This is a genomic window from Gemmobacter fulvus, assembly GCF_018798885.1.
GTDB lineage: Bacteria > Pseudomonadota > Alphaproteobacteria > Rhodobacterales > Rhodobacteraceae > Gemmobacter > Gemmobacter fulvus.
Window position 1 is genome coordinate 88,914 of sequence record NZ_CP076366.1, and the last position, 18,030, is coordinate 106,943.

General features: G+C 59.9%; 21 protein-coding genes. 15 read left to right on the top strand and 6 right to left on the bottom strand.

The genetic code is table 11. From position 1 onward, the window contains the following. Nucleotides 1-11: 11 nt before the first annotated feature. Nucleotides 12-2,480, bottom strand: coding sequence for a heavy metal translocating P-type ATPase (locus tag KM031_RS22180; RefSeq protein ID WP_215507508.1), 2,469 nt, complete (start codon nucleotides 2,478-2,480; stop codon nucleotides 12-14). Between the two features lie 175 nt (nucleotides 2,481-2,655). Here KM031_RS22180 and KM031_RS22185 point away from each other — a divergent pair, with 175 nt between their 5' ends. Together KM031_RS22185 and copM are read left to right on the top strand one after the other, a co-directional pair. Then, nucleotides 2,656-2,844, top strand: coding sequence for a heavy-metal-associated domain-containing protein (locus KM031_RS22185; protein WP_215507493.1), 189 nt, complete (start codon nucleotides 2,656-2,658; stop codon nucleotides 2,842-2,844). Between the two features lie 55 nt (nucleotides 2,845-2,899). Then, nucleotides 2,900-3,322: a CopM family metallochaperone gene (copM, locus tag KM031_RS22190; protein ID WP_246567355.1), complete on the top strand. Its 423-nt coding sequence runs from the start codon at nucleotides 2,900-2,902 to the stop codon at nucleotides 3,320-3,322. 60 nt (nucleotides 3,323-3,382) lie between these two features. On the opposite strand, the gene KM031_RS22195 is transcribed toward copM, so the two are convergent. From KM031_RS22195 to KM031_RS22205, 3 genes are all read right to left on the bottom strand, one after another. Further along, nucleotides 3,383-3,970 (bottom strand): cobalamin biosynthesis protein CobQ, encoded by a 588-nt coding sequence (locus tag KM031_RS22195; RefSeq protein ID WP_215507491.1) that lies wholly within the window; start codon nucleotides 3,968-3,970, stop codon nucleotides 3,383-3,385. A 4-nt stretch (nucleotides 3,971-3,974) separates the two neighbouring features. Continuing rightward, nucleotides 3,975-4,502, bottom strand: a complete 528-nt coding sequence (locus KM031_RS22200; protein ID WP_215507489.1) for a DsbA family protein — start codon at nucleotides 4,500-4,502, stop codon at nucleotides 3,975-3,977. 236 nt (nucleotides 4,503-4,738) lie between these two features. Further along, the gene (locus KM031_RS22205) at nucleotides 4,739-5,302 is read right to left on the bottom strand and encodes a L,D-transpeptidase (RefSeq protein WP_215507487.1); all 564 of its coding nucleotides are present in this window, start codon (nucleotides 5,300-5,302) and stop codon (nucleotides 4,739-4,741) included. Between the two features lie 515 nt (nucleotides 5,303-5,817). Here KM031_RS22205 and KM031_RS22210 point away from each other — a divergent pair. The 10 genes from KM031_RS22210 to KM031_RS22255 all read left to right on the top strand — a co-directional run bounded on the left by KM031_RS22210 (nucleotide 5,818) and on the right by KM031_RS22255 (nucleotide 14,104). Continuing rightward, nucleotides 5,818-6,387: a L,D-transpeptidase gene (locus KM031_RS22210; RefSeq protein ID WP_215507485.1), complete on the top strand. Its 570-nt coding sequence runs from the start codon at nucleotides 5,818-5,820 to the stop codon at nucleotides 6,385-6,387. 543 nt (nucleotides 6,388-6,930) lie between these two features. Then, nucleotides 6,931-7,575, top strand: a complete 645-nt coding sequence (locus KM031_RS22215) for a c-type cytochrome (protein ID WP_215507483.1) — start codon at nucleotides 6,931-6,933, stop codon at nucleotides 7,573-7,575. Between the two features lie 2 nt (nucleotides 7,576-7,577). Continuing rightward, nucleotides 7,578-8,561 (top strand): c-type cytochrome, encoded by a 984-nt coding sequence (locus tag KM031_RS22220; RefSeq protein WP_246567352.1) that lies wholly within the window; start codon nucleotides 7,578-7,580, stop codon nucleotides 8,559-8,561. Then, on the top strand, nucleotides 8,551-8,979 hold the full coding sequence (locus KM031_RS22225) for a hypothetical protein (RefSeq protein WP_215507481.1): 429 nt from the start codon (nucleotides 8,551-8,553) through the stop codon (nucleotides 8,977-8,979). The genes KM031_RS22220 and KM031_RS22225 overlap by 11 nt, the downstream gene beginning before the upstream one ends. Further along, the gene (locus KM031_RS22230; protein ID WP_215507479.1) at nucleotides 8,969-9,460 is read left to right on the top strand and encodes a hypothetical protein; all 492 of its coding nucleotides are present in this window, start codon (nucleotides 8,969-8,971) and stop codon (nucleotides 9,458-9,460) included. The genes KM031_RS22225 and KM031_RS22230 overlap by 11 nt, the downstream gene beginning before the upstream one ends. Then, entirely contained in the window at nucleotides 9,457-10,212 is a 756-nt protein-coding gene (locus KM031_RS22235) for a ferric reductase-like transmembrane domain-containing protein (protein WP_215507476.1), read from the top strand. Before KM031_RS22230 ends, KM031_RS22235 begins: the two co-directional genes overlap by 4 nt. Next, the gene (gene mrdA, locus KM031_RS22240) at nucleotides 10,193-12,145 is read left to right on the top strand and encodes a penicillin-binding protein 2 (protein ID WP_215507474.1); all 1,953 of its coding nucleotides are present in this window, start codon (nucleotides 10,193-10,195) and stop codon (nucleotides 12,143-12,145) included. Before KM031_RS22235 ends, mrdA begins: the two co-directional genes overlap by 20 nt. After that, nucleotides 12,142-12,618, top strand: a complete 477-nt coding sequence (locus KM031_RS22245) for a c-type cytochrome (protein WP_215507472.1) — start codon at nucleotides 12,142-12,144, stop codon at nucleotides 12,616-12,618. Before mrdA ends, KM031_RS22245 begins: the two co-directional genes overlap by 4 nt. 104 nt (nucleotides 12,619-12,722) lie before the next feature. Further along, nucleotides 12,723-13,451, top strand: coding sequence for a DsbA family protein (locus KM031_RS22250; protein ID WP_246567345.1), 729 nt, complete (start codon nucleotides 12,723-12,725; stop codon nucleotides 13,449-13,451). 89 nt (nucleotides 13,452-13,540) lie between these two features. After that, complete coding sequence (locus KM031_RS22255) at nucleotides 13,541-14,104, top strand: hypothetical protein (RefSeq protein WP_260692251.1); 564 nt, start codon at nucleotides 13,541-13,543, stop codon at nucleotides 14,102-14,104. 82 nt (nucleotides 14,105-14,186) lie between these two features. Here KM031_RS22255 and KM031_RS22260 read toward each other — a convergent pair whose 3' ends face one another. Both KM031_RS22260 and KM031_RS22265 read right to left on the bottom strand, forming a co-directional pair. Further along, nucleotides 14,187-14,654: a DUF411 domain-containing protein gene (locus KM031_RS22260; RefSeq protein ID WP_215507468.1), complete on the bottom strand. Its 468-nt coding sequence runs from the start codon at nucleotides 14,652-14,654 to the stop codon at nucleotides 14,187-14,189. Between the two features lie 100 nt (nucleotides 14,655-14,754). Then, nucleotides 14,755-15,363, bottom strand: a complete 609-nt coding sequence (locus KM031_RS22265) for a hypothetical protein (protein ID WP_215507522.1) — start codon at nucleotides 15,361-15,363, stop codon at nucleotides 14,755-14,757. 156 nt (nucleotides 15,364-15,519) lie between these two features. Between KM031_RS22265 and KM031_RS22270 the strand changes: the two genes are divergently transcribed. The 3 genes from KM031_RS22270 (at nucleotide 15,520) to KM031_RS22280 (ending at nucleotide 18,027) form a co-directional block, all read left to right on the top strand. Continuing rightward, nucleotides 15,520-15,906, top strand: coding sequence for a hypothetical protein (locus KM031_RS22270; RefSeq protein ID WP_215507466.1), 387 nt, complete (start codon nucleotides 15,520-15,522; stop codon nucleotides 15,904-15,906). 70 nt (nucleotides 15,907-15,976) lie between these two features. Continuing rightward, entirely contained in the window at nucleotides 15,977-17,446 is a 1,470-nt protein-coding gene (locus KM031_RS22275; RefSeq protein ID WP_215507464.1) for a multicopper oxidase family protein, read from the top strand. Between the two features lie 59 nt (nucleotides 17,447-17,505). Beyond that, the gene (locus tag KM031_RS22280; RefSeq protein WP_246567342.1) at nucleotides 17,506-18,027 is read left to right on the top strand and encodes a TlpA family protein disulfide reductase; all 522 of its coding nucleotides are present in this window, start codon (nucleotides 17,506-17,508) and stop codon (nucleotides 18,025-18,027) included. The last annotated feature ends 3 nt before the right edge of the window (nucleotides 18,028-18,030 follow it).

Sequence of the window (18,030 nt, forward strand, 5' to 3'; positions counted from 1 at the left end):
ATCTGGCTCCTTCAGGCTTGATTAGGGGCAAAGCGGCGCAGACGCAGCGCGTTGCCAAGAACGAAGACCGACGACAGCGCCATCGCGCCGGCGGCAAAGATCGGCGACAGAAGAATTCCGTAAACCGGCCAAAGCGCCCCGGCGGCGACCGGGATCAGGGCGGCATTGTAAGCAAAGGCCCAGAACAGATTCTGCCGGATGTTGCGCATCGTGGCCTTCGAGAGCGCAATGGCGTCGGGCACTGCGGTAAGACGCCCCGACATCAACACCACATCGGCAGCCTCGATGGCGATATCTGTGCCTGTGCCAACTGCAAGCCCCACGTCCGCCTCAGCCAGAGCCGGAGCATCGTTGATCCCGTCGCCGACATAGGCCAATGTGCCAAGGGCCTTCAGCCGCTTGACGGCGGCGACCTTTCCGTCGGGCAGGACCTCGGCCACGACCTCGTCGATGCCCAACTGCCGTGCGATGGCCTGCGCCGTGCGGGCATTGTCGCCCGTGATCATCGCAACCTTCAGGCCAAGCACATGCAGGGCCTTGATCGCCTGGGGTGTCGTTGCCTTGACCGGGTCGGCAACGGCAAGGATCGCCGCCAATTTGCCCTCTATCGCGGCATAGAGAGGCGACTTGCCCTCATCCGCTAGCCGGACCGCGATATCGGCAAAGACCGCCACATCCAGACCGAGCTTTGCCATGTAACGGTCGGCCCCGATGTCGACCTGCGAGTCGCCGGCGCGCGCCAGGACACCATAGCCCGTGACGGCGGCGAATCCGGTCACTTCGGGCAGGGTCAGGTTCTCCTCCTTTGCTGCTGCCACGATAGCGCGGGCAATCGGGTGTTCTGATTTACCCTCGACCGCCGCGACGGCGGCCAGCACCTGGTTACGGTCAAAGCCGGGGGCAAGGTGAAGATCCGTTAGGCTGGGTTTGCCCATCGTCAGCGTGCCGGTCTTGTCAAAGGCCACCACCTTGACGTCTTGCAAGGCCTGCAACGCTTCACCCTTGCGGAACAGGATGCCCAGTTCCGCGCCGCGCCCGGTTCCGACCATGATCGATGTCGGCGTGGCCAGCCCCATTGCACAGGGGCAGGCGATGATCAGTACTGCCACGGCGTTGACAAGGCCAAAGGTCAGGGCAGGCTCAGGGCCAAAAACCAGCCAGACGATAAAGGTCAGCGCGGCCAGTGCCATAACCGCGGGCACGAACCACATGGTCACGCGGTCCACCAACGCCTGGATCGGCAGCTTTCCCCCCTGGGCGGCCTCGACCATGCGGATGATCTGGGCCAGCATCGTCGCTTCGCCCACCGCCGTGGCGCGAAAGGTGAAGGCACCGGTCTGGTTGATCGTGCCACCGGTCACGGCGCTGCCAATCGTCTTTTCCACCGGCAACGGTTCGCCCGAGATCATGCTTTCGTCGATCCAACTGGCCCCTTCGGTCACTTCACCGTCGACCGGCACCCTTTCGCCGGGGCGCACCTCGACCAGATCGGACGGACGAACCTCGGCAATCGGCAACTCGACCACAGCACGATCTCGGAAAACCCGCGCCGTCTTGGCCTGCAATCCGACCAGACGCTTGATCGCCTCAGAGGTTCGCCCCTTGGCCCGCGCTTCGAGCGTGCGGCCAAGCAGGATCAGCGTCACGATGACGGCCGCCGCCTCGTAGTAGACGTTCACCGTGCCTGGTGGCAGCAAAGTGGGGACGAAGGTTGCGATCAGCGAATAGCCATAGGCGGCTGAGGTGCCGACAGCGACAAGACTGTTCATGTCCGGGGCAAACCGCGCCAGCGCGGGCAGCCCCTTGGCAAAAAAACGCAAACCCGGGCCAAAGAGAACCGCCGTCGTCAGGGCGAACTGCAGATACCAGCTGTTCTGCATGCCGATCGTGTTCATCACCGCCATATGCACCCATGTGAACAGGTGCGATCCCATCTCCAGCAGGAACACCGGCAGGCTCAGCGCGGCGGCGATCCGCAGATCCCGCCTCAGGGCGCTTTCCTCGGCGGCCTTGCGCAAGGTTACCTCCTCCGACAGATCGGCGGCGGACACGGCCAGACGCGCATAATATCCCGCATCTTCGATGGCACGGATCAGGGCGGCAGGATCGGCCTGTCCAATCACATGTGCCAGCTCGGTTGCCAGATTGACCGAGGCATAGGTTACCCCGGACACAGTTTTCAGCGCACGTTCCACCCGGGCGACGCAAGAGGCGCATGTCATGCCCTCGATCTGCAGATCGACAGGGCGAGAGGTAACGTCATAGCCCGCATCCTCGACAGCCTTGACGAGCAACGCACGGTCAACGGCTGCGCCCTTCACCTCTGCCCTTTCGGTGGCGAGGTTGACCGACGCCGATTGAACGCCGGGCACCGCTTTCAGAGCGCGCTCGACACGGCCGACGCAAGAGGCGCAGGTCATGCCCTCCACGTCGAGAACGAATTTCTCTGCCTCAGCAATTGGCAATGTAGTCGCCTGCATGTTCACAGCGGAACTCCTTCGGCATATGTTTCCGCTATTCGAGATAGGGCTTCCCATGATGGTAAGGTCAAGGGCTGTTTTTTGTTTTTTCACTCACGGGTTTGTGCTCTTGACCTTACAACGATGGGAAGCCCCATATGGTGTTGCATGAGACGGAACCCTGAAGGAGGTACTCATGCAGTTCCATATTGAGAACATGACCTGTGGCGGCTGCGCACGCAGCGTGACCAAGGCAATCCAGTCGGTTGATCCGACCGCCGAAGTCAATGCCGATCCCGGTGCACGCAAAGTCGATGTCAAATCCTCGGCTCCGCGCGACCAACTGGTTAACGCCTTGACCGAAGTTGGCTATGCACCTGCGTGATCGCGCTAGCTGGGCCATGAAGATAAAGTTTAGAAAGTAAAAGGAAGAAAACGATATGAAGAAGATTGCAACCGCTGCCGTGCTGGCCGCCGTGCTGGCCGCAGGAAACTATGTCTATGCCCAGACCGACAATATGGCAGGGATGGACCATTCAGGCATGAACATGGGAACCGACGGCATGACCATGATGAGCCACGCTGCCATGATCCCGCCAGAACTGGCCGACAACGCAGCCGTGAAAGGCTATGCCGCCGCGATGGACGCCATGATGGCCAATATGGCTCCCTATACCGGCGATGCCGACGTCGATTTCGTCAAAGGCATGATCCCGCACCATCAGGCTGCCATCGACATGGCGAAAGTGCAGCTTGAATTTGGTACGGATCCCGAGATGCGCAAGCTGGCCGAAGAAGTCATCGCGGCCCAGGAAGCGGAGATTGCCGACATGAACGCCTGGCTTGCCGCGAAAGGCATGTGATCAAACTTGCGGTGTGGGCATTGTGGCCAATGATCACCTTGCCCGCAGCATTCTTGCCCGTCACCCCATGCCGTGCAGTCCATGGAAGCCACCGGTGAGGATCACAGGCACGACGATCAGGGCTGCGGGCGCCAGGATCAGCGCCCGTTGCCATGCCCGCCTGAACTGCCAAAACAAGAATAGAGCGAGCAAGACAACCAACCCGACCTCGAAGACCGCGAAAACGTCGCCGTAGAAGCGCTGGTCCCAGTAGCTGACCGGGCTTCGGAAGATCCAGTCAGACAGCGGCCAGAACTGGCGTCGAGCGTCGTCGTGATGGGTTACGAAATCCGCTACAGCGTGAAGCAGACCAGACCCCGCGAAAGCACGAAGCAGGACGCGGCCGCTCCAATGGGCAGCGAGGAAAAGCGGGGCCCAGATCAGGAAGCCGTGATCCACCGCGAAAATCGCTTGCCACGGGGCCGAAAAGTATAGCCGTCCAAAGACATCATGCTCCGGCAAACCGAGCACGCGGGTGGACCACAGGACCATAGCGAACATCGGCAAGTCCGGGACAAAGCTACCGACCATCGCCGCAACAAGTGTTGCCGATGCCAGGGGCCGCGCAAAAAAAGCCGCTCCGATCAACATGTGCGACGGCGTGTTCATAGCGTCAGCATACAGATGTCTGTCTGGATTTCTCGTCTTCCGCGATGCGCCGGAGGAGTGTGTAGGGAATTGCGCCGTTGAGGACGGTTCGCCCGATCACGAGCCCCGGCGTGCCGATAAACCCGAAAATATCGGCGAGAGCCCGGGTCCGATCAAGGTCTGCCTGGACTTCCGGCGAGGCCATGTCGCGGGCAAGCTGATCGACGTCGAGTCCGATGTCGGTGGCTACGCGCAAGACGGATGCCGGTTCTGCGACCAGTGGCGTCCGCATGAAGTGTCGACGTAGCTCCTGCTGCTTGCCTTGCCGTGCGGCCGCAACCGACGCGCGTGCGGCGAGTTCGGACGCAGGCCCGAAAATCGGAAGTTCATGCTGGATGAGGCGGAAGGATGCCGTATCCTCTGCCAAAAGCGTGTCCAGATCCCGCTCAAGTGCCCGACAGTAAGGGCAGCGGAATTCACTGAAATATGCGATTGGGACGATTTCCGTCAGTACCGCCGGGCCGAACAGAGCAGGGCAAAGGTCGGCACGCAAAGCGTCTGCACGCGCGCGTCGCTGATCAACATCGGCGGGCGGTGCGTCTAGCCCTATGAGTGCGACCGTTGCTCCAGAAGTCTGACCCTGTTCCTCAAGCCGGCGAAATGGCGGCAAGTCTGGCAAGTCGATGTAACCTGGGCCGCGCCCGGGAAGACGGTCCCACGGCAGCGCACGCAAGCCGTAGATCAGGGCGACGGTCCCGCCAAGAACGAGCAGGCCACGGCGTGATCCTGTCACAGTACGGTCACCGGCGTGCCGACGGGCACTTGATCATAGAGCTGCTTTACATGATCGTTCAGCATGCGGATGCAGCCGTTCGATACGGATTGCCCTATGGAGGCCGGATCTGTCGTGCCGTGGATGCGGAAATAGGTGTCACGGCCGTCTTTGTAGAGATAAAGCGCCCTCGCCCCGAGAGGATTGCCGGGCCCGCCCGGCACGCCGTCCGCGAATTGCGCATAGCGGTCGGGGTCACGCCGTATCATGTCATTCGTCGGCCGCCACGAGGGCCACTCGGCCTTGCGCTCGATGATCGCCGTTCCCTTGAATTCGAGACCAGCCTTGCCAACACCGACGCCGTAGCGAATTGCGCGTTCGCTGTCGAAGACGTGGTAGAGGTAGTAAAGACGCGGGAATACAAGGATCTGACCCGGAGCGTGCTGCTCGCGGACGCGCACCTCTCGCGGCTGAAATTCTTCGGCCAAAACGAAAGGTTCTTCGGTGTGGGCTAGCAGGATAGACGGTGTGGCAAAAGCGGCAGCTGCGGCACCGCCTAAAAAGGAACGTCGGGAAATCATGATGTCTCCTGGGATGAAGCGATTGGACTTGGGTTCGTTCAGGAGACGTATCGCGGAGGCGGCGGTTGTGGAGAAGAGATGCGGCTGCTTGCCCGTACTGGCCCGATTTCGAACTGCGATGGGGCAAAAGCGATCTTCAATATCGGAGTCGCGACCTGACCGGCCAATAGGACCTGGCAGGCCACATGACCAGAACCGCCGCCGCAGTGGGATTCCTGGAATATTGGCATGGCATGCATTTCGAGAAAGGGGCTTTCATGAACTGCATGATCCGATCGCGCCTCCCCAAAAAGAGACGCGAGCACAACAGCGCTGCAAAGAATGGCGAGTAACTTTCGCATCACCATATATAGAGTCACATGTGCTCTGAAGTGTTGTTCACATCGCAGTGACCTCTGCTATTTTCGCGCGGCGCGGCGAAATCGCCACGTCATCACCAGTTTGTGACCATTTGATCTGACAAACCGGTTTGACCTTCCCACGTTGGAAGGCTGTATCACGATGAAAAAACCGAGGTGCAGCCCACGCGATCCAATCGACGTTACTTCGCTGTCGGAGCACTGGCCGCGCCCTTTTTGGTGGGCCGGGCCGCCTTTGCCTCCGAAGACACCGAAGGCCCGGTTCGCAATAACATCTCGTCGTTTCGGGTTCACGAGTGGCAAGACCATTTCGATGCGTTGGGTCTTGGGATCATCATATCTGACACGACCGCGAAGGTTCTCCAGCACTGGACCGGTGACGGTCAGATGTTCCTGTATCCGAGTTCTGTCCCGCTATCCGAGGATCTGACTCGCAGGGGCTATACCGAAGTCGTCGAAAAGCGCGTCAAACCAAGCTGGACACCGACGCCATCGATGCGGGAGCGCAATCCCGAGTGGCCAGCATTTGTGCCGGGCGGCGACCCCAGCAACCCGCTTGGAACGCGTGCCCTCTATTTGTCCTGGCAATATTACCGCATCCACGGCACCCACGATACGCGGAAAATCGGGCGCCGTTCCTCAAACGGTTGCATCGGCCTCTACAACGAGCATATTGAAGAAGTCTTCGACCGAGTTCCGGTCGGGACGCAAGTCAAGTTGATCTAGCCTTATGTTGAAGACGCACACCAAACGGACCGCGTTGAACTTCCTGCTTCCGGGCGGGATGGTCCGTGTTCTATGGGCATGGTCTTTCATGATCGTGCTGCTCTGCGGTTTGACTATTGGCCAATCTGCATCGGCGTTCGCCCCGGTTGATCATCACTCCCCGACCTCGGTAGAGATGTCAGACGGCACTGCCGGATCGACGAACATATCGCTGTCTTGCCATCCGGCGCTGGCATGTACTGCATTCGTGTTGCCAGTCGGCGCAGTGACTGCGTTCATCCCCAGCCATGCAGTGATGTCGCGACCGCGTTTGGCCCAGACCCAGCTTCGCTTCGGGGGCCCCTCTGTCAGTCTGCCCCCTCCACGTCTGCTGATCTGAAGGTCAGCCTGGGCAAGAGCCATGGTTCGATGGTGCCGTTTCAGGCCCAGTCGAGTGCTCTGTCGTTTTAATCCTGACCCAAAACATGTGCGCAGTTCGCGAACCGCCTGAAGTGCGGTGCGCGGTGGTCAATCAAAAACAACAAACCGAGAGCAGTCAGGCAGATGGCAAAACAATGGACAGGCGCTATGGCGCTTGCCGCTTCCGCAGTCGCGGCAGTGGCGATGGCACACAACGGGGCGAAAGGCGTCGTCCTTGAGAGGATGAACGGCATGACGGCGATGCGGGATACCGTGGCGGAACTGGCGCCAATGATGCAGGGCGCTGTGCCCTACGATGCCTTCATCGTCTCGGAAGGCGCCGCCGTGATCGCGAGCCACGCCGGCGAAACCATGCTGTCGCTCTTCCCCGAAGGCAGCCTTGAAGGCGTAACCTATGCCAAGCCGGAGATCTGGTCCAACTGGCAGGATTTTGCAGCTCTGGCAGAAGAGATGAGGGTATACGCAGATGCCCTGTCCGAGGCTGCGCCGAACGGGCTTGAACCGGCTTCCGCACTGCCGGCAGACATGGCGGGGATGGATCATACCGGAATGGCCATGCCCCCTGTCGAAGAGACCAATCCCGGTTTTTCGGTGGCAGAGTTAATGGGCTATGCCGAAAAGACCGCAGACAGCCCGGTTTCGTCAGGACAGGCAGACCCGGCCTCCCTAGCGCCGACCCTTTCTAGCCTTGCCGCCGATGATTTGTTCACTCGGATCAGCGGAACCTGCTCCTCTTGTCATGCGCAGTTTCGCGCGGGAAAGAACTGACCATGCGGGGCCTGATCCGGCTTTTTGCCATTTTGCCGACCGTGGTGGGTAGCCTTGGTGCCGGGGTGCTGGCGCTCTGGCCCATCGGAGATGCGGAGCCCGCCGCATTTCCGATCGGCGACCCTGAACGTGGGGCGTATCTGGCCCGTTCAGGCGGTTGCGTGTCGTGCCACACCAACGCGGCGGCGAAGGGCCCCGCACTTGCAGGCGGTGCACCGCTCGATACGCCGTTCGGAACTTTCGTGCCGCCGAACATCACGCCGCATCCTGTGGCGGGAATCGGGCGGTGGACCATTCAGGATTTCGCGCGTGCCGTGCGTCAGGGCGTTTCCCCAGAAGGGGACCCCTATTATCCGGTCTTCACTTATTCCTTCTACGCCGGGTTTACAGACCAGGACATCGCCGACTTGTGGGAGGCTTTTCGGACTGTCCCACCCGTCGCCGAAGCAGCTCCTGTCCATGATGTGGGCTTCCCCTTCAGTTTTCGGTCCGGGCTGAAGCTGTGGCGGGCCAACTATCTTGATGCGCCGGTGACGGACGCGCTGATGGGCACATCGTCGCCGTGGAACCGCGGACGTGTTCTGGTTGAAGGGGCGGCGCATTGCGCGGCCTGTCACACGGGACGAAACCTTGCCGGTGGCCTGAAAGACAGCGCGCGTTTTGCGGGAAACGACGATCTGCCTGGCGGCAGCAAGGCGCCGTCGATCCTCGTGGCCGACCTCCTAGGGCGGGGCTTTACGGTGGGCAACCTCAGCTATGCCCTCAAATCCGGGCTCCTTCCGAACGGAGATGCCTTTGGCGGCAGCATGGCTGAGGTCGTAGCGCAGGGCACTTCTTATTTTACGGACGCCGACCGCGAAGCGATTGCAACCTACCTTCTTGATCCCGATGGCACTGGATTAGTGCCCGCGCCCGGACCGCTGCCCACAGACACACCCATGGCGGGGATGGATCATTCAAACATGGACATGAGCAATGAAAACTAGAGTTCTGGCCATCCTCGTTGCTCTCGGCGTCCTCGGATTTGTGGGTGCATTCATCTGGGCAGCGATGCGGCCCCCGGCGTCAGTGCCGATATCATCCGGCGGAGTCGCACCGACTGCATCGGTTTCTGAAATGCTGCCGGACGGACGAATCGACGTGCAAGTCTACGCCACGGGGAACCGAGATGTCCGTATGGACATCCAGTTCGTGCCCGACGCTGATACAACAGAGTCGATCGACATGCGACCGGACGTCAACTTTGCCATGGTCGAGATGCACATGGACGGTTTCACACCGCCCCTTGAATTGGTCGAGGCAGGTGTTTGGCGGGTCAACCTCAAGCTGCCAATGGCTGGCCTATGGCTCGTCAATGTCGGTTTTGGTGAGGAATTTGCGGAGGTTCAGTTCGATGCTCCCTGAAATTATCGCGTCTGAGAAATTGCGCGCAGATGCCCTCCAAAGGCTCATTCGCGGAACTCTTGCCGGGCTGGCCGTGTTCGCCACCTTGGGTACAGTCACCGCTGTCTGGATCAATCCCTTCTTTGTGCGCATGACCCCGGTTGGACCCTGGGAGCTTGGGGCGACGACCTTAACTGCGATATTGGTTGGCGTGATCATCGGCCTCTGGGTTCCGCAGTGCCGTTTGCGAACGTCCGGGGCGGGTGGCGTTGCAAGCTTTCTCGGCATCGCTTGCCCGACCTGCAACAAAGTCCTGATGCTGATCTTCGGTGGCCCAGCCCTGTTGGCCTGGTTCGACCCGGTTCGGCCCTATCTGGCGGTGGCAGGCGTGATCATCATGTCATTCGCCGCGATGCGGGCGTTGCGGGCATACCGTGATTTCAGAATGTCGGCGGGCGGAACAGTAAACGCCAGTTCAACGTCGTTTGGGAGCAACAAATGAGGGTCGCCGAAATATCAGGCCACGCTGCAAGGCCGCGTCGTCTGGCACAACGGACGCTGGTTCGCCATGCGGCTGTGGCATTTTTGGCCACCGGACTGGTTCTTGGCTTTGCCGCCGTACACTTCGATTTCAGCCCGATGCACCGCTGGAACCGAGCATTCGGGGATGCCTCCATGGTACTTGTCGCTCTGTCCGTCGGGTTAGGGCCATTGGCTCGGTTCCTCCGGAGTATCGTGCGTGTTCTTCCTTTCCGGCGTGAGCTTGGCATCTACGCATGCCTTCTTGTGATCGTTCATGCCGCTGTGATCTTGATTGGTTGGGTCCAATGGGACCTGATGCGGCTTTTTGGCTTCGAATGGCATCCTGAACTTCTGACCTATGTGATGCTTCAGCATGGCTTCGGACTTGCCAATGCCATTGGGGTTGCCGCCCTTCTGCTTACGATCCTGTTGGGTGTGACTTCGAGCGACTTCGCCATGCGTCGCCTTGGTGTTTCGGGCTGGAAATTTCTTCAAATGGGCGTCCTGCCGCTCTGGTGGCTGACCGTCGCGCATGTAGCCTACTTTCTGTTCATGCATTTCCTCAGTTTTCACCGCGCGACCCCGCCGCCGAATACGCTCCAGCCTTGGTTCCTGGGGCTGGTCGCCGCAGTTTTTGCTCTGAGAGGGGCCGCTTATGTGCTGACCGTTCGCGCGAAGGGGAAATCTCGGCCGGAAGAAATGGGAGGAGACCGTGCGACGATCTCAACGTGACCTTGCCCAGATATCCCAGAAGACCACACGAAGGGCGCTTCTGATGGGGGGCGTCATGACAACGTTTGTCGGCGTGCTGGGCCTGCGGATGTGGCAACTGGGTGTACGTGACGCAGATCAATATTATCTGTTGGCTGAAGAAAACCGTATCAGCTTGCGGCTTGTGCCGCCCAACCGAGGTCGCATCTATGACCGCGCAGGAAAGATAGTGGCCGACAACGAGCAGGCTTTTCGTATCACGCTGGTGCGCGAGGAGGTCAAAGATCTTGAAGACGTGCTTGCGAAACTGCGACGTCTTCTGGGTCTTGATGACGAAGCCATCGTTAAGATCAAAGGCCAGATCGAGCGGACAAGCGGCTTTGCTCCAATCACCGTGAAAGACCGGGTCACGTGGGAAGAACTGTCAATCGTGGCTGTGAACGCGCCAGCACTTCCGGGGATCCATCCGGAAATGGTTTTGTCGCGCGTCTATCCGTTTGGTCCCGATTTTGCTCACCAGGTTGGCTATGTAGGCCCAGTGAGCGAGAACGATCTGAAGGAAGAAGAGGTCGCGGCTGAACCCTTACTCCGTCTGCCAGACTTTGAGGTCGGCAAGATCGGGATTGAGCGCAGACATGAACGAGCGCTGCGCGGCTTGCCGGGGACGCAGCGTGTCGAGGTCAATGTGTCTGGGCGCACCATGCGGGAACTGGCGCTTGATCCGCCGACAGCCGGGCCGGACATGCAAATCACGCTCGACCATCATCTGCAGAATTTTATGCGCGTGCGTCTCGAAGGTCAGAGCGCGGCGGCCATCGTCATGGACGTGACGGATGGCGATGTGCTTGGTTGCACATCAGCACCGTCGTTTGATCCGAACCTGTTCGTGCGTGGCATCTCGAACCTGGACTATGGCGCGCTGCGCGACAACGAGTTTCGCCCGCTGTCCGACAAGACAGTGCAGGGGGCCTATCCACCGGGATCAACGGTCAAGATGTCGAATGCGTTGGCCGCACTTGAGAGCGGTGTCATGGACCCTGCAGAAACGGTCGCCTGCAATGGCTATGTCGAGATTTCAGGCCGCCGGTTCCATTGCTGGAAACGTGGCGGGCATGGGCGGGTGGATATGGTCGGCGCTTTGCGTGAGTCCTGCGATGTCTACTTCTATGAGGTTGCGCAACGCATCGGGATTGACGGCATTTTTGCCATGAACGATCGGCTCGGGCTTGGCCAGAAGTATGATCTGCCGCTGTCCGGCATGGCGCGCGGCAACAACCCCTCGCGCGATTGGAAGCAGAAGAAGTACGGCCAAGACTGGCTGATTGGCGACACGATCAACGCCTCAATCGGGCAGGGCTTTACTCTGGCCTCGCCGATTCAGCTCGCAACCATGGTGGCGCGGCTTGCTTCCGGCACGGCCGTGCTGCCTCGGATGGTGCGGCCGATCAGCGGGACGTCGACGGAAAACTCTGCTCCAGCGTCTCTTGGACTTTCAGCTGAGGCGCTGTCCATCGTTCGGCAGGGTATGTTCGAGGTGTCTAACCACGAGCGTGGCACTGCCTACGCGTCAAGAATTGCCGACCCGACAAAAGTGATGGCAGGAAAGACCGGCTCAAGCCAGGTTTTCTCGATCTCGGCGGCGGAACGCGCGGCGGGTGTCCGATCACAGGATGAACTGCCGTGGAACCGTCGTGACCACGCGCTGTTTGTCGCCTTTGCCCCGTTCGACGCACCCCGCTATGCAGTCACAGTGGTAGTCGAGCATGGTGGTGGAGGTTCAACGGCTGCCGCGCCGATAGCACGCGATATCATGCTGTTCGCGCAATACGGCGGATTGCCACCGACGGACGCTTATCCCGCGTCGCAAAGGACCCGCGTCAGCGATCAGCTGGCACTCTTGTCCGATCGCATCCTTCCGCCCGATGGTGCGACATCAATTGTGAGCCGGACATGACCTTGCGGGAGAAGAACAGATGGGCGTTCCGCCTTCAAAGGTCGTTGCTCATCGGCGGCCTCTTGGCGACCGTGGCCACTCCATCCTTCGCCTTCTTTCACAGTGAGCCGGATATCGAGTTGGGCCGGAAGACGTATCAGGAAACTTGTGCATCCTGCCACGGCGCAAATCTGGAAGGGCAGCCGAACTGGCAATCAGCAAACTCGAACGGGACTTATCCTGCACCTCCCCACGATGAGACAGGTCACACGTGGCACCACGGGGATGAAATGTTGCTCAACTACATCCGCAAAGGTGGGCAAGTTGTGCTGGACGAGATGGGTGTCGATTTCATGTCAGGCATGCCCGCGTTCGGTGAGCAACTTTCGGATGCCGAGATCGAAGCGATCCTCGCCTATATCAAATCGACTTGGCCAGCGCGGGTCCGCGCCACGCAGGAAGACCGCACCCGCATGGAGGCGGCGAGCGAATGAACCAGCACCTTAGTCTCTCCCCAAGAAGAAACCTGCTTGCCTCTCAAGTGGCTAGAGGGTTCACACACGACAAAATCAGCCCCATTTCCCAGAAGGTCTCACCTATGCGCGTTACCCAAATGATACTTGCCGCCACGTTTGCACTAGCGTTGCCAGAACAATCCCTGTCGCAAGAGATCTCCGATGATCGGATCAAGGCGCTCGTGGCCGAAACACTTCGGGAAAATCCCGAACTGGTGCTGGAAGCCTTGCAGGCCCTGGAAGCGCGCCAAGCCGAAGCTCAGGCCGCCACAGCCGCGTCTGTCCTCACCAAAGAACGCACCACTTTGGAACGCGACCCCAATGCGCCAATCCTCGGCAATCCGGACGGCGACGTCACGATTGTGGAATTCTTTGACTATAATTGCCCCTACTGCAAACGGGCCATGCCCGAAGTCAATGCCTTGATGGCCGACGACACCAACGTGCGCCTTGTTTTGCGTGAGTGGCCGATCCTGAGCGAGGGGTCTGCTTTTGCTGCCCGCGCCGCCCTGGCGTCGCGGCAGCAGGGCAAATACGCCGAAATGCACGACGCCCTGATGACGATGCGCGGCAAGGTTGAAGCAGAGGCCGTGCTGCGCATAGCAGGTGAGGTCGGTCTCGACATTGAGAAGCTGAAGATCGACATGCAGTCGCCCGAAGTTGAGGAGCATATTGCCACCTCAATGAGACTGGCCGAGGCGCTTGGTTTCAATGGCACGCCCTCGTTCGTGGTCGGCGATCAGCTGATCCCCGGTTTTGTGGAAAAGCCGCAGTTGGTCGAAGCCGTGACAGCAGCACGGGCGGTAGAATGAGTGTCCTATTGCCGCGCTTTCCTGTCGCCCGTCTTCCATTCTCGTTTGCGGACGTGGAAAGGGTCCAGACCGCGATCAGGCGGTCTATCTTGGTGGTTGCAGTGTGGATGGCCCTGTCAGGGAATGCCTTGGCGCATTCGTTCACTGCAGCTCTTATAGTCGCCGACGATAACCGTGAAGCAAGCCTCGCAGAAGCCGTACGCGGCTTCCTGCTGGCGGCAGACGAGCGGGATGGGCACGCAAACGAAACGTCTGACGGGCATCTGGGTGGGGTCGATGTGCATGTGCTTCCGCTTCCGCGCGATGCAGCCGGGTCGGTCGAAGGCCTGATCGGTAAACCTACCGAGCCCGGCGATGTCGTGGTCGTCCTTGGCACTGAACCTGCAGCAAGCGAAGCCGCGCGAAAGTATCAGTCCAACAGCACCGTCTTGCTGCAAGTGGTGCTACCGGTGGGATGGGACAGCGACGTAGGGACTGACAGTTTTGTGGCGCGCTACCGTCTCGCCTATGGCACAGCGCCCGGTTTGATGGCGGCAACAGGCTATCACGCAGCGCGTCGTCTGGATGTAGCCATCAGACCGCTGGACGGTGTGATCCCGCGGGCGGCTCTGGAAGACGCTTGGCGGTCAACCTCGTCCGGGCTGCCTTGGTAATTTGTAGTTCTCGGAAATCGCCGCCTGCGCCCCGCCGCTGCGAGTCGGTGCTTTTGGCGCGTCCCCGCTCGCCTAGTCCAGGTCAGGCTGCCGGATAGCTGGTGAACATGCTGCTGCTGCCGTCAAGTCCGACGAGAAGAACGTCATAAGCTTCGCGCTCGGCCTCTGGCCCCATGCCGGGAGAGCCGAAAGGCATGCCTGGAACGGTGAGCCCGGTAGCAGCAGGACGTTCGGCCACCAAGCGACGGATATCGGCGGCGGGGACGTGGCCTTCGATGGTGTAGTCGCCGATCGTCGCCGTGTGGCACGAGACAAGATCATCGGGGATGCCACGTTCGCGCTTGAATGCGGCCAGTTCTTCAACGCTGCGCTCTTCGAAGCTGACAGCAAAGCCGCTCTCGCGAAGGTGGCCGATCCAGGCATTGCAGCAGGGGCAGCCCGGATCTTTGACCACGTGGATGCTCGCGTCTGTTTTGGCCCAAACGGGCGTGGTGGCGAGGCTGATGGCCCAACTCATCGCTCCGATCATGGTGCGTCGAGATATCTGCATGTTTTTGTCCCTCGCGGTTGAACACGTTGGCGTGGTTATAGTGGTCGGCAGGCATCCAAGCCATCAATCTTTGGTGGATTTGTGCCCGATCACCGAAAGATTACTCCAATCGCGGATCATCAGCTTGCACCAGAAGAACACCATGATTGTTGTCTGCGTCGTCATCCGTAATCTTGCGGGTTTCGACCCCGGGCAAATCAGCAAAAGCTTCCATCATGCGCTTGGGAAACCACGTCATCGGCAAGCCTTCAAAGCCGGGGACACCTTCAAGGACCCGAGAGAGCGCAATGGTGCAGTTCGCTTTTGGAACGGCACCATAGGCCATTGCCCGCTGCATGATCAGTGCGGCCACTTCGGGCGAAACTTCGACCGTCTGCTCCACCACGTCGAAAGTCTCGCGCGCATGGTAGTCGATATAGAAATCAACCATTTTTGGCGTAACACCGAAATGCACATCGTTGCGCTCGGGAAGCTGCGGGTGGCGCCATGTTCCGGCGGGATCAAACATGACCCTCTGAGCGCCGTTGATCAGAAGCCCGGCATGCGCACCAGAGCCGTTGCGTGTCGAAAGCACGGTGTAGAGTGTTACCGACGTCGGGCCGGGATGCGTGTAGCGTGATGCGACAACGGCCGCCTCCGGTGCCCAGATCGGTTCCGCCCCGCAGGCCGCCAAACTCAGGGTTGTCGCTATGGCTAGAAAAATCTTCATCATCTGTATCACCCGTCCGTGTAGCCAAACCATTATTCGCAAAACTTCGGTCATCCAGTAAACTTTCTGATAGGGCAGGTGGTGTATACAAATTCCGACAATTCTGCCGCATAGCCCGCAGATTTTTGGGGATGTTCTGAGACACCAAAATGTCAAATGACTGTGCCGCATCATGCTGATAACCACAGTTCCATGAACAAGTCGGCCCCCTTCGTTAAAGTCCTGGTTTTCGCAGCCTATATGCTGGCGATGCTTGTTCCCGGTTGGACCATGGTTGGAGAGCAAACTCAGGCTGAACATGCGCAGATGATGGCCATGGCCGGTCACGAAATGACCACGGCCGATATGGGCAGCGACAAGTCAGACCAAACAATGCTCTTGTGCCAGCAACATTGTTTGGTTGTGGTTGCGACCCTGCCGGCAGCAGATCAAACGATTGAAATAGCCGGGCACCCGATTGACGTTGTGACCGGAGATGATCCTCTGGTTTCCTCCCTGGCCTTTCCGCCCCCCGGACATCCTCCAAAAGTCGTAGTGATCTGACCCCGCAGAACAGGCGCTCGCGCCATGGTCTGCCAGTCTGCTATTTTCTGCGACTTACAGGAGAACTCACATGTCGCTTTTGACCCGACGCGGCTTTCTTGCCGCTACTTCGGCTTCGGCCGCTACTTTGCTTTTGCCCGCCCAAGTGCGTGCTCAATCCACCCGGATGATCCTTTCGGCCACATCGCGCACCATTGAGGTGCAAGGCAAGGCTGCGACAGTCTGGGGCTTGCTCGACGGCAACGGACGTTCCGGCCTTGTCTTTGATCCGGGGCAGGCATTCGCGGTTGATCTGACCAATACGCTTGACGCACCGACCATCATCCACTGGCACGGTCAGATCCCGCCCAATATGCAGGACGGGGTGCCCGACCTGCCGATGCCGATGCTCCAACCCGGAGAGTCTCGCGGCTATGATTTTGCCGCACGTCCCGGGACGCATTGGATGCATGCCCATATCCCGGAGCATGAAATGCTACTGCTTGCTGCCCCGCTTGTGGTCCGTCGGCCGGAAGATGTGTCGGCCGACAGGCAGGAAGTGACGCTGTTCCTGCATGACTTCTCCTTCAGACCACCAGCCGAAGTGCTGGCCGAGATCACTGGCGGCACTTCGATGGCCGGGATGGATCACAGCCAGATGGGGCAGGATGGCGTGGCCGCGATGGACATGGGTGCGATGGGGCAGGGCGACGCGATGTCGATGCCGGGCATGGATGGCATGGCCATGGACTTGAACGACTATAACTTTGATGCCTATCTCGCAAACGACCGCACTCTTGACGATCCAGAGGTTTTGCAGGTCGACAAGGGCGGCCGGGTCCTTGTCCGGGTGATCAATGCGGCAGCAGCGACGGTCTTCTGGATCGACTCTGGCAGCTTGCCGGGGCGGCTGGTCGCTGTGGATGGGGAGCCGGTCCAGCCAATGACCGGCAGCCGTTTCGGCCTGGCCATGGGTCAACGTCTTGACATCGAGCTGGACGTGCCAGCCGAGGGCGGAGCTTTCCCCATCCTCGCGCTGCGAGAAGGGGCAAAAGAGCGCACGGGTGTAATTCTTGCGACCCCGGGCGCTTCAGTGACGAAGGTTGTTGGCTTGTCTGACGCTGAACATCCGGCATTCAGCGCTGACCTTTCGCAAGAGGCTGCTTTGCGCGCTGTCACGCCCCTGCCCGAACGCGCGCCGGCTTCGCAGCCTATGCTGATGCTGGGCGGGTCGATGATGCCCTATGTCTGGACGATCAACGGCCAGACCTGGGGCAACCATGTCCCTGTCACCGCGAAATCCGGCGACAGAGTAGAGATCACGTTCCACAACATGTCGATGATGGCGCATCCTATGCACTTGCACGGTCATGCGTTTCAAGTGGTCAGCACGGGTGGTGCGCGCTTTGCAGGTGCGGTGCGCGACACCGTGCATGTGCCACCGATGGGCATGGTGACGGTCGCGGTGGATGCAGGCGAAGCTGCGCGGTGGATGCTGCACTGCCACCACATGCCCCACCTTTCGACGGGCATGATGACGGAGTTCGCAGTATCGGCCTAAAAGCCGCCGAGGCCCGCAGTATGCCTGCGGGCCTCGGCCCTTTTCGCAGGAGATAGGCAATGACGCGATTCTTTGGACGACGCGCCGTTCTTGCGGCACTGGCCATGCCATTCGTCACGCAGCGCGCACACGCGCGCGCGCCCTTTCGACTTCGTGGGGACCCGCAGCCTTTGCTCTCGCCCCCGATCGTGGACGAGTCAGGGCGCGACCGGCGTCTCGAAGACTTCGGGAGCCGTGTGATTCTCTTGAACATCTGGGCAACATGGTGCCCGCCGTGCCGGGAAGAAATGCCAATGCTCGACCGACTTCAGGCGCGGATCGGCGGTGCAGATTTCATGGTGCTGCCTCTTTGCATCGATGATGCGGGAATTGACAGGGGGCGGCGTTTCTACAATGAGGTTGGCATTGCGAATTTGTCATTGTTCTGGGCTGAATCCCTTCGTGTTCAACTGGCCCTCGCCTTTGTCGGACTTCCGACGACGCTACTGATCGACCGAGAAAGTCGTGAGATCGGGCGCCTGCAAGGCCCGTTTGATTGGGACAGTGATGACACCGCCACCCAGATCCGTGGTCTCCTTTAACCT

What these genes read in the sequence shown, in the direction of transcription:
- KM031_RS22245 (WP_215507472.1), top strand. Translation starts at nt 12,142, where the DNA reads ATGACCTTGCGGGAGAAGAACAGATGGGCGTTCCGCCTTCAAAGGTCG.
- KM031_RS22235 (WP_215507476.1), top strand. Translation starts at nt 9,457, where the DNA reads ATGAGGGTCGCCGAAATATCAGGCCACGCTGCAAGGCCGCGTCGTCTG.
- copM (WP_246567355.1), top strand. Translation starts at nt 2,900, where the DNA reads ATGAAGAAGATTGCAACCGCTGCCGTGCTGGCCGCCGTGCTGGCCGCA.
- KM031_RS22195 (WP_215507491.1), bottom strand. Translation starts at nt 3,970, where the DNA reads ATGAACACGCCGTCGCACATGTTGATCGGAGCGGCTTTTTTTGCGCGG.
- KM031_RS22280 (WP_246567342.1), top strand. Translation starts at nt 17,506, where the DNA reads ATGACGCGATTCTTTGGACGACGCGCCGTTCTTGCGGCACTGGCCATG.
- KM031_RS22215 (WP_215507483.1), top strand. Translation starts at nt 6,931, where the DNA reads ATGGCAAAACAATGGACAGGCGCTATGGCGCTTGCCGCTTCCGCAGTC.
- KM031_RS22260 (WP_215507468.1), bottom strand. Translation starts at nt 14,654, where the DNA reads ATGCAGATATCTCGACGCACCATGATCGGAGCGATGAGTTGGGCCATC.
- KM031_RS22230 (WP_215507479.1), top strand. Translation starts at nt 8,969, where the DNA reads ATGCTCCCTGAAATTATCGCGTCTGAGAAATTGCGCGCAGATGCCCTC.
- KM031_RS22180 (WP_215507508.1), bottom strand. Translation starts at nt 2,480, where the DNA reads ATGCAGGCGACTACATTGCCAATTGCTGAGGCAGAGAAATTCGTTCTC.
- KM031_RS22275 (WP_215507464.1), top strand. Translation starts at nt 15,977, where the DNA reads ATGTCGCTTTTGACCCGACGCGGCTTTCTTGCCGCTACTTCGGCTTCG.
- KM031_RS22220 (WP_246567352.1), top strand. Translation starts at nt 7,578, where the DNA reads ATGCGGGGCCTGATCCGGCTTTTTGCCATTTTGCCGACCGTGGTGGGT.
- KM031_RS22250 (WP_246567345.1), top strand. Translation starts at nt 12,723, where the DNA reads ATGCGCGTTACCCAAATGATACTTGCCGCCACGTTTGCACTAGCGTTG.
- KM031_RS22270 (WP_215507466.1), top strand. Translation starts at nt 15,520, where the DNA reads ATGACTGTGCCGCATCATGCTGATAACCACAGTTCCATGAACAAGTCG.
- KM031_RS22265 (WP_215507522.1), bottom strand. Translation starts at nt 15,363, where the DNA reads ATGAAGATTTTTCTAGCCATAGCGACAACCCTGAGTTTGGCGGCCTGC.
- KM031_RS22205 (WP_215507487.1), bottom strand. Translation starts at nt 5,302, where the DNA reads ATGATTTCCCGACGTTCCTTTTTAGGCGGTGCCGCAGCTGCCGCTTTT.
- KM031_RS22225 (WP_215507481.1), top strand. Translation starts at nt 8,551, where the DNA reads ATGAAAACTAGAGTTCTGGCCATCCTCGTTGCTCTCGGCGTCCTCGGA.
- KM031_RS22185 (WP_215507493.1), top strand. Translation starts at nt 2,656, where the DNA reads ATGCAGTTCCATATTGAGAACATGACCTGTGGCGGCTGCGCACGCAGC.